General features: G+C 57.1%; 8 protein-coding genes. 6 read left to right on the top strand and 2 right to left on the bottom strand.

Annotated elements, in window-relative coordinates:
* The first annotated feature begins 40 nt into the window (after nt 1-40).
* Nucleotides 41-1,453 (top strand): sulfatase family protein, encoded by a 1,413-nt coding sequence (locus B5D61_RS06685; protein WP_078812539.1) that lies wholly within the window; start codon nt 41-43, stop codon nt 1,451-1,453.
* Here the strand turns inward: B5D61_RS06685 and B5D61_RS06680 are convergent.
* Nucleotides 1,450-2,007 carry a YaeQ family protein gene (locus B5D61_RS06680; RefSeq protein WP_078812538.1) on the bottom strand — a complete coding sequence of 186 codons (558 nt, stop codon included), beginning with the start codon at nt 2,005-2,007 and terminating at the stop codon, nt 1,450-1,452. The two genes, B5D61_RS06685 and B5D61_RS06680, sit on opposite strands and share 4 nt — an antisense overlap.
* Before the next feature lie 163 nt (nt 2,008-2,170).
* On the opposite strand from B5D61_RS06680, the gene B5D61_RS06675 reads away from it, so the two are divergent.
* The 4 genes from B5D61_RS06675 to B5D61_RS06660 all read left to right on the top strand — a co-directional run bounded on the left by B5D61_RS06675 (nt 2,171) and on the right by B5D61_RS06660 (nt 8,180).
* Nucleotides 2,171-3,334, top strand: a complete 1,164-nt coding sequence (locus B5D61_RS06675; RefSeq protein WP_217698929.1) for a DUF3298 and DUF4163 domain-containing protein — start codon at nt 2,171-2,173, stop codon at nt 3,332-3,334.
* Nucleotides 3,335-3,418: 84 nt separating this feature from the next.
* Nucleotides 3,419-5,758: a tetratricopeptide repeat protein gene (locus B5D61_RS06670; protein ID WP_078812536.1), complete on the top strand. Its 2,340-nt coding sequence runs from the start codon at nt 3,419-3,421 to the stop codon at nt 5,756-5,758.
* An 85-nt stretch (nt 5,759-5,843) separates the two neighbouring features.
* Complete coding sequence (locus B5D61_RS06665; protein WP_078812535.1) at nt 5,844-6,242, top strand: hypothetical protein; 399 nt, start codon at nt 5,844-5,846, stop codon at nt 6,240-6,242.
* Between the two features lie 12 nt (nt 6,243-6,254).
* On the top strand, nt 6,255-8,180 hold the full coding sequence (locus B5D61_RS06660) for a hypothetical protein (RefSeq protein WP_139373104.1): 1,926 nt from the start codon (nt 6,255-6,257) through the stop codon (nt 8,178-8,180).
* A gap of 8 nt (nt 8,181-8,188) precedes the next feature.
* On the opposite strand, the gene recD2 is transcribed toward B5D61_RS06660, so the two are convergent.
* Nucleotides 8,189-10,360, bottom strand: a complete 2,172-nt coding sequence (gene recD2, locus B5D61_RS06655; protein WP_078812533.1) for an SF1B family DNA helicase RecD2 — start codon at nt 10,358-10,360, stop codon at nt 8,189-8,191.
* A 174-nt stretch (nt 10,361-10,534) separates the two neighbouring features.
* Between recD2 and B5D61_RS06650 the strand changes: the two genes are divergently transcribed.
* On the top strand, nt 10,535-13,585 hold the full coding sequence (locus tag B5D61_RS06650; protein WP_078812532.1) for a PSD1 and planctomycete cytochrome C domain-containing protein: 3,051 nt from the start codon (nt 10,535-10,537) through the stop codon (nt 13,583-13,585).
* Nucleotides 13,586-13,593 lie beyond the last annotated feature (8 nt).

The following is a 13,593-nucleotide window of genomic DNA, read 5'->3' as shown; positions in this document are numbered from 1 at the left end:
GCTGAAATGACGATGTTTTTCGTTCGTTTGCTTTCATCCCATGTATTCGAAGTTTCTGATCCTTTGCGCTTGTCTTCTCCACGCCAGCCTGTGGGCGGCTGAGAAACCGAATGTGCTGTTCCTCTTTGCAGATGATTTCACGTATGATGCCATCCGTGCCTTCGAGCACACTGACATTGAAACCCCGCATTTGGATCGCTTAGCCAACAGCGGAAAGGTTTTCACCCATGCCTATAACATGGGCTCGTGGAGCGGAGCGGTCTGCATCGCCAGCCGCACCATGCTGAACACGGGGAAATACGTGTGGCGGGCGCAGAAGACGGATCTGAAACAGGCGATGACCCAAGGGAAGATGTGGTCGCAGCGCATGGCCGCGCATGGGTATGAGACGCTGATGACCGGCAAATGGCATGTGGCGGTGGATGCCGCACGCTGCTTTGACCAAACCTCGAATGTGCGCTCCGGCATGCCGAAAGATACGCCCAGCAGTTACAATCGCCCGCTCATGGGGCAGCCTGATCCGTGGAGCCCATCTGACCCGGATCTGGGTGGCTATTGGCAGGGCGGTAAACACTGGAGCGAAGTGACCGCTGATGATGCGGTGGCTTATCTGCAAAAGGGCGCAGGCAAGGAAAAGCCCTTCTTCATGTATGTGGCCTTCAACGCACCGCATGACCCACGCCAGTCTCCTGCGGAGTATGTGGCTAAGTATCCGCTGGATCGTATCCAGGTGCCGGAGAGCTTTTTACCCGAGTATCCTTACAAGGACAAGATCGGCTGCGGCCCGACGCTGCGGGATGAGAAGCTGGCTCCGTTTCCGCGCACGGAGTTTGCCATCAAGACGCATCGGGCGGAGTACTATGCACTGATCACCCACCTGGATGCCCAGATTGGGCGTGTGCTGGCGGCTTTGGATGCCAGTGGTCAGGCTGACAAGACGTGGATCTTTTTCACGGCTGACCATGGGTTGGCTGTGGGTAAGCATGGTTTGTTAGGCAAACAGAATATGCATGAGCACAGCCTGCGCGTGCCGTTCCTCGTGAAAGGACCTGGGGTTCAGCCGGGGAAAATCGACGCCAGCATTTATCTTCAGGATGTCATGGCCACGAGCCTGGACATCGCCGACGCTCAAGCTGACGATGTGGATTTTCATAGCTTGCTGCCTTTGATCGAGGGCAAGTCCACGCAGGCGACTGCGGCACCTGTGTATGGGGCCTACCTGAATTTCCAGCGGGCCATCATTGTGGATGGCTGGAAGCTCATCGCCTATCCGGAGGCGATGACGCTGCGCTTGTATCATGTGGCAGAAGATCCCGAGGAGTTGCACGATCTCGCGGATGCGCCGGCTCAGCAAGAGCGCGTGAACACCCTGTTCATTCAGCTCCAAGCGCTCCAGCGGAAAATGGACGATCCGTTGGAGATGGTGCCCGCCATTATCAAGCCCGGGGCTTAAGCCTCGCCGTGAAGCTGGCGGAGAGTGATCTCGACCGATTCCTCGTCATTACCCACCCACAGCGCTCCATCCTGAATCGTGATGTGCAGGTCCATGGAGCGCTTTGTCAGGGTGGCCAGTTGCTCACTTTGCTCGGCAGGGATCTGCCAGATCTTGAGGTTTTGCAGACGAGTCAGTTTCCCAGAGATGTCTGTCCACCACGCGTCGGTGCTGCTGCCGTAGGCATACACGGTGACGCATTCGGAGCGGCTGCAGAGCCGTTGCAGGCGTTTTTCATCAGGTTGCCCCACCTCGATCCAGTGGACGACTAAGCCGGTCAGGTCCTTCTGCCAAAGGCAGGCTTCGTCGGGGTCCCACATGTCTTTACCGAACTCCAAGGTGCCACGGTCATTGTCGGCAGGTGCATTCAGCACGTAGGCCAGGAGCCGGACCATCAACCTTTCGTTGGTTTCAGAAGGATGTTGGGCCAGGGTGAGCTGGTGATCGGTGTAGTGATTTCGGTCGAGGTCCGAGACGTCGATTCGAGCTTTAAGAATGGTGGCTTTAAGCGCCATGGGGGTGCCTCACACTAGGGAATCAGACTCTCGGGACAAGCGATTCGCTTGAAATCCGTTTGTGAAAAAGAGTCGAGCTTGGTCTTTGGGTCTTTTTTGTTCGCGGTGAAAGAGGTTGTCAGCCGAGGATGCAGGGGCATTCTGGCGCGGATTTCCCATGTCTATGAAGATTTTCCTCTTTGCTGCATTGTTGGTTGGCTCTCTTGGCGGCCTGCGGGCTCAAGAATCTCAGGAGAGCGATTGGCAGCGGCGATTCGAGGGACAAATCGGCAACGGGCTGGGCATCACCCTGTTGCTGAGCGCCTCTGTTCAGGAGGATGGCGTGAGCACGTATGACGGCAGTTATTACTACCACAAGACAGGCGTGCCCATCAGCCTTTCTCAGGTGTCATCGGATGATGAAGGCGCGGTGAGGCTCCGTGAAAATGAGGCTTTCAATGGCAGCGAAACTTTCACGGGTGAGTGGAAGGTGAAACTCAAAGGTCAGGTCATCGCGGGCACGTGGTCATCGCCGGATGGGAAAAAGCAGCTGCCCATCGAGCTGAAAGAGAGTTATCCGGCCGGATCCGTCAAAGTCGTGACGACGGCTCTTAAGGCGGTGAATACTCTGCGGAAGAACACGCGGAACCAAGGTCGAGAGATCGAGGTGAGATATGTGCAACTGGCCTCCGAGTCCAAAGCGGCCAAAGCCATCAATCGGGTTCTTCGGCAAGATGCCCATAATGTGCCGACCGGGGGTGAGGGCGATGCTCAGGGAGAAAAAGTGCCGGAGAATCCCTCAGAAAATGACATTCTCAAAGCGCTGACTCAAGCCGCGCAAAACACCGCCGAGGTCAGTGATGATGACGAGTTCACGTATGTCTTTTCAGCGATGGATGAGCAGAAGGTGGTGATGAACGATCATGGTTACCTGACGATTGAGTATCTGACCTGGGCCTATGAGGGCGGTGCGCATGGCAACTCCAGCAAAAGTTACCGCTGCTTTGACCTGGAGACAGGTGAGGAAGTGATGCTGCTGGACCTGATTAAGCCTGGGTATGATAAACACTGGGCCGGAGCGGCGGCGAATCTCTTGCGTGAGCAGCGGGGGCTCAAAGCCAAGGATCCGTTGACGGAGGCTGGCCTCTTTGAGGATCGCTTGGAACTGAACGAGACCTGGTATCTCACGCCTGGAGGGATCGGCTTCAGCTATGATCCGTATGAAATCGGGCCTTATGCCATGGGATACGTGGAGTTTGTGCTGCCGTGGAAGGATATCCTGGCGGATGTGAAGCCGGATACTCGGGTCTTCCAATTCGCCAGCCCGATTGCCGCGAGAGCGAAGTGACGAACGCGTTTTCGCCCACTCTTTTGACAGGTTCAGGCCTCCCCTGCGTTGACGGGGCTCCGCTTTGCCACGTATTCAAGAGACATGAAAAAACGCCGCCAGGATCCCCAACCCTCCCCACCTCCCGCTGATGCAGGTTCATCCGGGGGGATGCTACTGGTGGCGGGTGGGCTGGTGGCCGTGATGGGATTGATCGGCTGGGCGATGTGGCCGAAGAAAAGTTACAAGGAAGTGCCGGTGACGGCCTTATCGGTGGCGGGTCCGAAAGGGAAGCTGCAACCCTTTATTATGCCTGATGAGAAGGCCACCTTCGCGACTTATGCGGGGGCCGAGTCTTGCAAGGAATGCCACAGCACTGAATACGACAAGTGGAAGACCTCTCATCACGGTCTGGCGGAGAGGCTGCCCGAGGACAAACTTGATCTCGCGGGTTTTCAACCCCCGCAGGTTTTCCATCACGGCAGTCAGACCACTGAGGCCAAGAAAGAAGGGGATGTGTATGAGATCATCTCCTTGGGCTTTGATAACAAACGTGAGGCCTATCCGGTGGAGCGAGTCATTGGGCATGCGCCTTTGCGGCAATTCCTCGTGAAAGGGCAAAAGGGCCGCCTGCATGCGATGGAGGCCTGCTTCGATCCCAAAAAAGGCGATTGGTTCAATGTCTATGGCGATGAAGATCGCCAACCTGGTGAGTGGGGCCACTGGACCGGGCGTGGCATGGTGTGGAATCAGATGTGCGCGAGCTGCCACAACACGCGGGTGCGGAAAAACTACGATCCCGACACCGATACCTACCATACCTCCATGGCTCAACTGACGGTGAGCTGTGAATCCTGCCACGGGCCCATGAAGGCGCATGATGACTGGCAGCGGCAATACAAGGGTAGCGGTCAAAAAGACCCGACTTTGGTGAAATGGAGCCGGGATCAGCAGGTGGATAACTGTGCGGGATGCCATGCCCGGCGGGGTGAAATCACGGGGGACTTTGTGCCTGGGGAATCCTTTTGGGATCACTACCTGCTGACGATCACGGATCACACGGATGTCTATTATCCCGATGGTCAGATCCGCGATGAGAACTACGAGTTTGCGAGTTTCATCAGCAGTCGCATGTATCATGCCGGGGTGCGCTGCATGGACTGTCATGACATGCATAGCATGAAGACCATCCTGCCGGGTAACCAACTCTGCATGCGCTGCCACACCGCGGGCGGGTTCCCGAATGCGCCGGCGATCTTGCCGGAGATGCACAGCTTTCACCAACCCACCAGCACGGGGAATGAATGCATCAACTGCCATATGCCGCAGACGACCTACATGCAGAGGCATCCACGTCACGATCACGGTTTCACCATCCCAGACCCGCTCTTGACCAAGGAATACGGAGTGCCGAATGCCTGCAATAAATGCCATCAGGATCAAACCGTGGACTGGGCTCTTGCCGCGACGGACAAATGGTATGGCGAGAAGATGAATCGTCGCACCCGGTCACGGGCGATGACGATTGCGAAAGCACGGCAGGGCAATCCCGAGGGGCGTGATGGCTTGCTGGCACTGCTGGAGAGCGATGACACGCCGCACTGGAAAGCCAGTGCAACCCTTTTGCTGGATCGCTGGATGACCGAACCCCAAGTGCAGCAAGCCGTGGCCCGCCAGCTTGAGCATGAGCACCCCCTCGTCAGGCAGTCTGCGGCACGCGTCATTGAGCCTGCTTTGCAAAGCAGTAGCTTGCGCAGTGCGGCGGAGAAGCTGTTGGAGGACCCCGTGCGCAGCGTGCGTGTCACGGCAGCATGGTCACTGCGGGAATCGCTGAATCTGGACAGCGTTGCTGGAAAAGAACTCCAGCACATGTTGAGACTGAATGCGGATCAACCAAGTGGTCAGATGCAGCTCGGCCAGTTCTACTATGCTCTGCGGGATGTGCCGACGGCGATCCAACACATGGAAACGGCGATCCGCTGGGATCCCAATTCACCTCCGTTCCATCATGATTTGGCCATGCTTTACAGTGCTGCGGGGAACACGGCGAAGTTGATCGAGAAACTTCGCGATGCCATCCGCTTGGCTCCCCAAGAAGCGCAATTTCACTATGAACTCGGGCTGGCTCTGAGTGAAACGGGCGATATGGAGGCGACGATTGCAGCGCTGCGCGAGTGTGTGAAGCAGGCCCCCCAATTTGCTCGGGCTTGGTACAATCTTGGGTTGGCTCTCAATGGCCAGGGCCGCACGGCGGAAGCCATGGACGCTCTGCGGAAAGGTGAAGGGGCCGATCCGGCCGACGCCGGGATACCTTATGCCCGGGCGACGATCCTGGCTCAGCTTGGGCAGCGGGATCAGGCGATCTCAGCGGCGCAACGTGCCCTGCAGATCAATCCTGGATTTCAGCCTGCGCAGCAGCTTTTGATGATGTTGACGCGCAACTAACCGGCGCTTTTACGGTAAATATGCACGGTCAATGTTGCCGCCTGTCGCGTGCTCCGTTAGACTCGGTTTAAATTCCTCCCTTTTCATGGCTCGACGTGCGCAATCAGGACTGAAACCCAGCCATCTCATCGGACTGCTCGCCCTGGTGGGCCTGGGCATTGGAGGCGGCTACGCGCTGCTGAATCGAACCACGGACCCGATGACGGGAGTCACGGCCTTGAGCACGGAGGAGTATCTGGAAAGCTCCACCGCATTGAGTGGCAACACCTACAAGGTGGAGGGAACGGTGGATGACCGACTGGATAACTGGCGTGCCGTCGATGGCCGACTTTTCAGCGTGCAGGTGTCTGAGGCAGGTTCCTTTGTGCCCGTCTGGGTGCCTTCTAAACTGGAAACCAACATTCAAAGAGGCCAGCGTTACGTTTTTAAAGTCCGTGTCATGGAGACAGGAGTGCTGGAAGTGCTGGAACTGATCAAAGCCTGAAGTCTGAAGCCCATGAAAAGACTCGTCCTGTTTTCCGCTGTGTGCCTTTCTCCGGCTTGGTTGGGAGCTCAAGTGCTGCCATCACCAAGCAGCCCCGCGCCCGCATCTTCTGCACCGAGCAGTTCTGCTTCTTCGTCATCATCGGGTGGAGGTGGGGGCGGGCAGCAAGGGGGCCAGGATTCCATCTTTGGCGGTCTCGTTCCGCATGTGGATAGCGGTAGCGAAACCGTGACCTGGGATGGTAAAATGTGGAATCTCAACAACAACCGGCTGGCTCGGTCGAAGTTCGAGATCTATCTGGCGACACCGGAGGCGAACAGCACTGACGATCAAGCCTATCGTGATTTGATCGCGCAGATCACCCAACTGCTGGCCCCGACACGCAGCGGTGGGCCAGATGTCTCGAAGGCCTTTGCTCTGCTGCCCGAGGCAGGAGCGTTCCCAATTGATGGGGGCATTTGCAACACCATTGCCAATGGCGTGTGGGATGTCTGGCTGGCCCAGCGAAAGGTGAACAATCTGCGCTCGGCCAATGACGCCATGCTGAAGCGGCGCAAGGACCTGGAGTGGAATACGGAGCAGGGGATGAACAGTGCCCCCTTGAGCCCGAACACCTCCGGCGGTAGCACCAAAGGTGGCGCGAATGCCAATAATCGCCAGCAGGCGGCGCAGCGGCAGCAGAGCAACAACATGAGCTTTGGCCGCGTCTCAGGTTACATCAAAAGCATCGCTGAAATCGAGGCGAGAATGAAGCTGAATGAGACAGCGATTGGCCTCTCCGAGGTCACCAGTAAGACCCAGTTCCAGGCCCTGATGGTGCAACTCTTCATGCAGCGTCGGTTTGAGCATGCCATCATCGCTTGCCGCCTCTATCCGCACATGTTCCGGGACGGCGACAGTGTGCTGCAATTGGACGACAACTCGGACCTGAAAAAGATGTTCTCCGCCACCACGGGCATGCCGCCGACGGTGAGCTTGATCGACGGATTCTCCGCCGAGGCAATCCGAGGAGTGGATGAAGCGGTCGTGGCCTTTGAGCAGCTCGTGCTGCGTCAGGACTACGACAGTGCGAGCAAGCGCCTCATGGAGGCGTATGCGGTCGGTGAGTATCTGCCGCGGGTTCGGCGGTTGCCCATGGTGACGAAGCTGAAAGTTCTCGATTATGTGCGAGACGGCAATCAGCTCATCAATGCCCTGGAGATGCGGGATTTCGGCTTGGCGGAAGAGTTGGTGAAAAAGCTCCGCCAATCCTCCAGCGACTTTGATTTCTCCAAGCCTCTGGCCGCCATTGAAACCGCCCGCACACTCAGTGACATGCGTCTGACTGCAGCCCGTGCTGCGGCGGTGAAAGGGGATCAAACGGCAGTCGCTGCGGAACTCAAAGGCGCGGCAGAAATCTGGCCCACCAATCCCAAGCTCCGCGAGGTCTCCAACATGATCGGTCAGAACAGCGATATCCAAGCTCAGGCTTTGCTCGATCTGGATCGCCTTCTGAGCCAGAGAAATTTCCGTCAGGTGTTCAATGATAAGGGACGTTTTCTTGCCGCATCGATCAATGATCCCGCCCGACAAGAGCAACTGAATCAGGTGCTTACCGATATTGGCCGCGTGAACATGGTGGTGCATGCTGCGGGTGAGTCCGCTCGAAACGGTAACAGCTTCGGAGCCTGGGAAGCCATCGAGCGTGAGTATCAGCAGTTTCCGGAAGATCCCGAGATCACCAAGATGCGCTCGGAGCTGAGTGTGAAAGCCAGCGAGTTTGTCAGCGCCATCGAAAAGGCCAAGCAACATGAGCAGCGGAAGCAATCGGGTTCCGCCATCGCCTGGTATCTCAAAGCCCGTCGTCTTTATCCGCCGAGTGAGTTTGCCCGCAGCGGCATTCAGCGGCTTGTGGAGGGTCTGAAGGCTGGAGACGCCGGTGAGGTGGCACAGCCTTGACCACCACCTCACAAAAGCTCACACAAACCCGTCCACCGTTTACGGCTCTCCTGCTTGCTGATGGCGAGGCTGAGGGCGCGCGGATCACCGACGAGCACCACCAGCTTTTTAGCTCGCGTCACAGCAGTGTAGATCAGGCTACGCTCCAGCAGGACATAGTGCTGGGTGCTGACGGGGATGATGACGCAGGGAAATTCACTGCCCTGGCTTTTGTGGATCGTCAGAGCATAAGCTAACTGCAATTCATCGAGTTCCCCCGGTTCGTATTCGACCAAGCGATCTCCTTCAAAACGAACACTCACCTTCAGTGGCTCAGTCTCGATCGTGACGATGTGCCCAATGTCGCCGTTAAAGACTTCCTTGTCATAGTTGTTGTTCGTCTGAATGACCTTATCACCCACCCGGAACTTGTTCTGAAATCGCTCCAGTTCATATTTCATCTCATGAGCCGGGTTGAGCGCCGATTGTAGGGCTTCGTTGAGACTCTTGGTGCCTAACAAGTGACGGTTCATGGCGGTAAGCACCTGAATGTCCAGAATCGGATTGAAGCCGTAGCGAGTGGGGAGTCGCTGCTGAGCGAGTTGGACGATCAAGTCACGCGTCTCCTCGGGGGATCGAGTTTCCAGGAAAAAGAAGTCGCCATCACGCTGGGGTTTGAGATCCGGAACCCGCCCGCGATTGATCTCATGAGCGCTGGTGATGATGCGGCTGGTGGCCGCTTGGCGGAAGATTTCTGTCAGCTTCACACACGGCACCTTGCCACTACGGATGAGATCATAGAGGACCATGCCAGGACCGACGGAGGGAAGCTGATCGGCATCCCCGACGAGGAGCAAATGGGCACCTTCGGGCAGAGCTGATAAGAACTGTGCCATGAGCGGGGCATCCAGCATGGAGCACTCATCCACAACAAAGAGATCGCCAGTCAGCGGTTTGCCGCGATGCCTGCCCCATTGGCCCTGGCCTTGGTATTCCAGCAGCCGATGCAGGGTTTTGGCATCCAGCCCAGTGCTCTCGTTGAGCCGCTTGGCGGCTCGTCCTGTCGGGGCTGCGAGCACACGCTTCACATCCAGCTTGCCCAGAATCGCGAGGATGGTGCGTAGGATGGTGGTTTTCCCCACCCCGGGACCGCCGGTGATGATGAGGCAGCGGCTTTTGAGAGCTTCCTTCACAGCTCGCTGCTGGCTTTCGGCGAGCGGTTTACCCGTTTCCTGTGCGGCCCACGTGACCATGGCGTCTGGATCCATGGGCGGATAGGAAGCAGGGAAGGCGCAGAGGTGATGGATGCTGGTGGCGATGCTTTGCTCGGCTGCTCGTAGGTAGGACAAATACAGGACGTGGTGGCCTTGAAGTGTGTGGCGCTCCACCTCATCGGATTCGATCAAGGCCTCAATCTGCGCGTGAACCAAGGTGTCGGCGCAGCCCAAGAGTTGCAGAGTTTGTTCGATGGTTTGAGGCTCGGGTAAGCAGCAGTGACCGCTGGAGGCGGCCGTTTCCAGAACATGTCGAATGCCGGCCCGAATGCGTGTCGGGGCATCATGGGCCACCCCCATCTGATGAGCGATGCTGTCGGCTGTTTTAAAGCCGATGCCATGGATGTCCTGAGCCAGACGATAGGGATTGGAAGTCAGCACCGACAAGGCTTCATCCCCATAGGTCTTGTGAATGCGCAACGCACGCGATGAGCTGATGCCGTGCTGGTGCAGGAAGAGCATGATGTTGTGCACGGACTTCTGCTTGATCCAGGAATCCCGAATCTCCTGGCGGCGTTTGCGCCCAATGCCCTCCACATCCTCCAGCTTGGCGGATTCATTTTCGATGATCTCAAAGATGGATCGGCCAAACTTCTTCACGAGCCGCTTGGCGTAAGCGGGACCGATCCCCTCGATGAGGCCACTGCCCAGGTATTTCTCAATGCCTTCACTGGAGTCGGGCCGGGTGAGCTTGAGGTTTTCGGCCTTAAACTGACTGCCGTAGTCGCGGGTGGTTTCCCAGCGTCCGGTGGCTTCAAATTGCTCACCTGCCACGACGCGCGGTGCTTTGCCCAGCAGACTGACACTTTCCCGGCGTCCTTGCGGAATGACTTTGAGGATGCAATAGCCGGTGTCCTCGGTGTGATAGACCACCCGCTCCACCAGGCCGGTCAAGGTTTCGAGATCAGGGGTAGCGGAGCGTGACATGCCCTAGCCTACTCTGGGGAGCCCCCGTCGGGCAAATTTGATATGCTTTTTGACGATGGCTTTTCACGGAAAACGTGGACGGGAGGCTCCTGAATACTCCATGCCGTGAGCGTTGGGATTGCGGAGACACCTTCGTATAAGTTAAGACGTTTTCAGCCTTCTCACGACTTGCCCATGCGGACGCCTTTTTTCTCCATGCTTGCCTTCTCGTCGCCGATGCTGTTGTCGGCAGCGTCGGTGGACTTTGTGAAAGAGGTGCAGCCCATCTTTGCAGAGCACTGCTACTCCTGCCATGGCAGCAACAAACAAGAGGCGGCCTTCCGCCTGGATCATAAACCCAGCGCCCTGAAGGGGGGCGACTTTGGCTTGGCCATCAAACCCGGGCACAGTGCCGATTCCGTGCTCGTTCATGCTATCGAAGGCAAGAACCCGAAGATGCGAATGCCTCGTCGGGGTGATCCGTTGACGGCTCAACAGGTGGCGACCATCAAGGCTTGGATCGATGGCGGAGCTGAATGGCCTGACTCTGCCAGCGTGAGCCTGGAGACGAAGGTGGATCATTGGGCTTTCAAAAGTCCCGTCAAAGCGGCACTTCCATCCTCGGAGCATCCCATTGATGCGTTCATTCATCAGCGCTTGAGTCGCGAAGGGCTGAAACCTGCTTCTCAAGCGGCCCCGGAGACTTTGATCCGACGTTTGTATCTGGACTTGCTGGGCTTACCGCCTTCGCCCGAAGAGGTCAGCGCCTTTGTGAAGGAGATGCAGGTTTCCTCGGACAAGCAGGCCGCCTACAAACGCCGGGTGGATAAACTCCTGGCCAGCCCGCATTACGGCGAGCGCTGGGGTCGCCATTGGTTAGACGCAGCACGTTACGCCGATAGCAATGGGTATGAAAAAGACCCGATGCGCTTCATCTGGTTTTACCGTGATTGGGTCATCTCCGCCTTCAATCGCGACCTGCCTTACGATCAATTCATCATCGACCAAATCGCCGGTGATCAACTTCCCAAAGCCACACAAGATCAAATCGTGGCGACAGGTTTTTTGCGCAACTCGATGATCAATGAGGAAGGTGGCGTGGATCCCGAGCAGTTTCGCATGGAGGCCATGTTTGATCGTATGGACACCATTGGCAAAAGCATCCTGGGACTCACCATCGGCTGCACCCAATGCCATAACCATAAGTATGACCCGATCAGTCAGGAGGAGTACTATCAGATGTTCGCTTTCCTGAACAATGACAATGAGCCTTGGCGGGTGGTTTACACCGCGGCGGAGCAGATGCAGCGGAGCCGTGTCTTGCAGGGCATTCAAGAACTGGAAAACCAACTCCAGCACGAGAACCCGGATTGGCCCCAGCGTATGGACGCATGGGTGGCGCAGATGAAGGGGAATCAGCGGAAATGGACCACGCTGAAATTTGAAGATGATCCAGCCGGTGGCGAGAAAGCCCTGCGTCAGAAGGATGGCAGTATCCTTGCCCAGGGTTATGCCCCCACCAAGTCGCATGTGAAGTTCGTCGTTAAGCAGGAACGGGTGGAGCCTTTCAAAGTTGCGGCTTTCAGGCTGGAGTTGATGAATGATCCCAATCTCCCCGCGTATGGTCCAGGTCGTTCGCAGAAAGGCTTGGCGGCACTGACGGAGTTCACCGCCGAGATGATGGTGAATGGTAAACTCACACCGCTGAAGTTTGTGCGTGCCAGTGCGGATTTCGGTGAACCAGAGAACACACCACTCGCGGCCTATGCTCGTGAAAAGGAGGGGGCCAAGGACCAGAGGGTGACCGGGCCTGTGAGCTACGCCATTGATGGCAATGAGAAGACGGCTTGGGGGATCGATGCGGGGCCTGGTTTGCGAAATGTGCCACGCAAGGCGGTGTTTGTGCTGGAGAAGCCCATTGAAGTCGGGGCCGACTCGCAACTGACCGTCGGTTTGAGCATGAAGCATGGTGGCTGGAACAGCGATGACCTCCAGACCATGAACTTGGGGCGTTATCGCATCAGCGTGAGCGAGCGAGCGGATGTTGAAGCGGATCCACTGCCTGCCGCTGTGCGTCAGTGGGTGGAGAAGCGCGATGGCTTAGCGATGACCCAAGCGGATGCAAGACAGCGCCAAGCCTTCAGCTATTTCCGCACTACGATTCCTGAATGGAAACCCATCAATGATCAGATCGAAGCGCTGTGGAAACAACATCCAGAGGGCACGACGACATTGACTCTGGACGCCCGTGCGGAACCGCGAATGACGCATTTGCTCAAACGTGGAGATTTCCTCAAGCCGGGAGATCGGGTGAATGCGGGCGTGCCCGCCATGCTTAATAACCCCTTGCCCAAGGGCGCTGACGGATCGCGTCTGACTTTTGCCAAGTGGCTGGTTTCCAAACAAGCGCCCACCACCGCACGAGCGTTTGTGAACCGCGTTTGGCAGGCCTACTTCGGCACGGGCCTGGTGGATACGCCTGAAGATTTTGGCATTCAAGGCAGCAAACCGAGCCATCCTGAACTGTTGGATTGGTTAGCTCGTGAATTCATGGATCAAGGCTGGTCAGTCAAAGAGTTGCACCGTCTCATCGTCACCAGCGCCACTTATCAGCAGGACAGTAAGATAACCCCTGCATTGCTGGAAAAGGATCCCTACAACCGTTTGCTCGCTCGAGGCCCTCGCTTCCGTGTGGAGGGTGAAGTCGTGCGCGACATTCAACTGTCCGTAAGTGGATTGTTGAACGATCAGTTAGGTGGGCGCAGCGTCATGCCACCGGCACCTGCGTACATGTTTGAAAAACCTGCCAGCTACGCTCCCTTCCCGTGGAAAGTGGAGGATGACGGTCAAAAATATCGCCGCAGTGTTTATGTCTTCCGTCGTCGTAGCACACCGTATCCGTTCCTTACCACGTTCGATGTACCAAACGGTGAAACGGCCTGTGTGCGACGTGCTCGCAGCAATACCCCGCTGCAGGCTCTGATGACGCTGAATGAGACTCTGAGCATGGAGGCCGCACGGAGCCTCGCCTCTCGCATGGAGCAGGCAGGCAAGGGCGACCCCGCACAAGCGATTGTCCATGGTTTTGAGCTGTGCACAGCCCGTCAACCGACGGCAAAGGAGGCGGCCCTCCTACTTGATCTCTTCAAACGCCAAGGCCAATCCACGGCAGCTGAAGACGCACCTCCCTTGGTCGTGGTCGCACGCGTGCTGCTGAACTTGGATGAAACCATCACCAAAGAGTGATGGAGTTC

Source organism: Prosthecobacter debontii (assembly GCF_900167535.1).
In the GTDB taxonomy this organism is placed as follows: Bacteria; Verrucomicrobiota; Verrucomicrobiia; order Verrucomicrobiales; family Verrucomicrobiaceae; genus Prosthecobacter; species Prosthecobacter debontii.
This window is presented reverse-complemented; position numbering and strand designations above follow the sequence as displayed.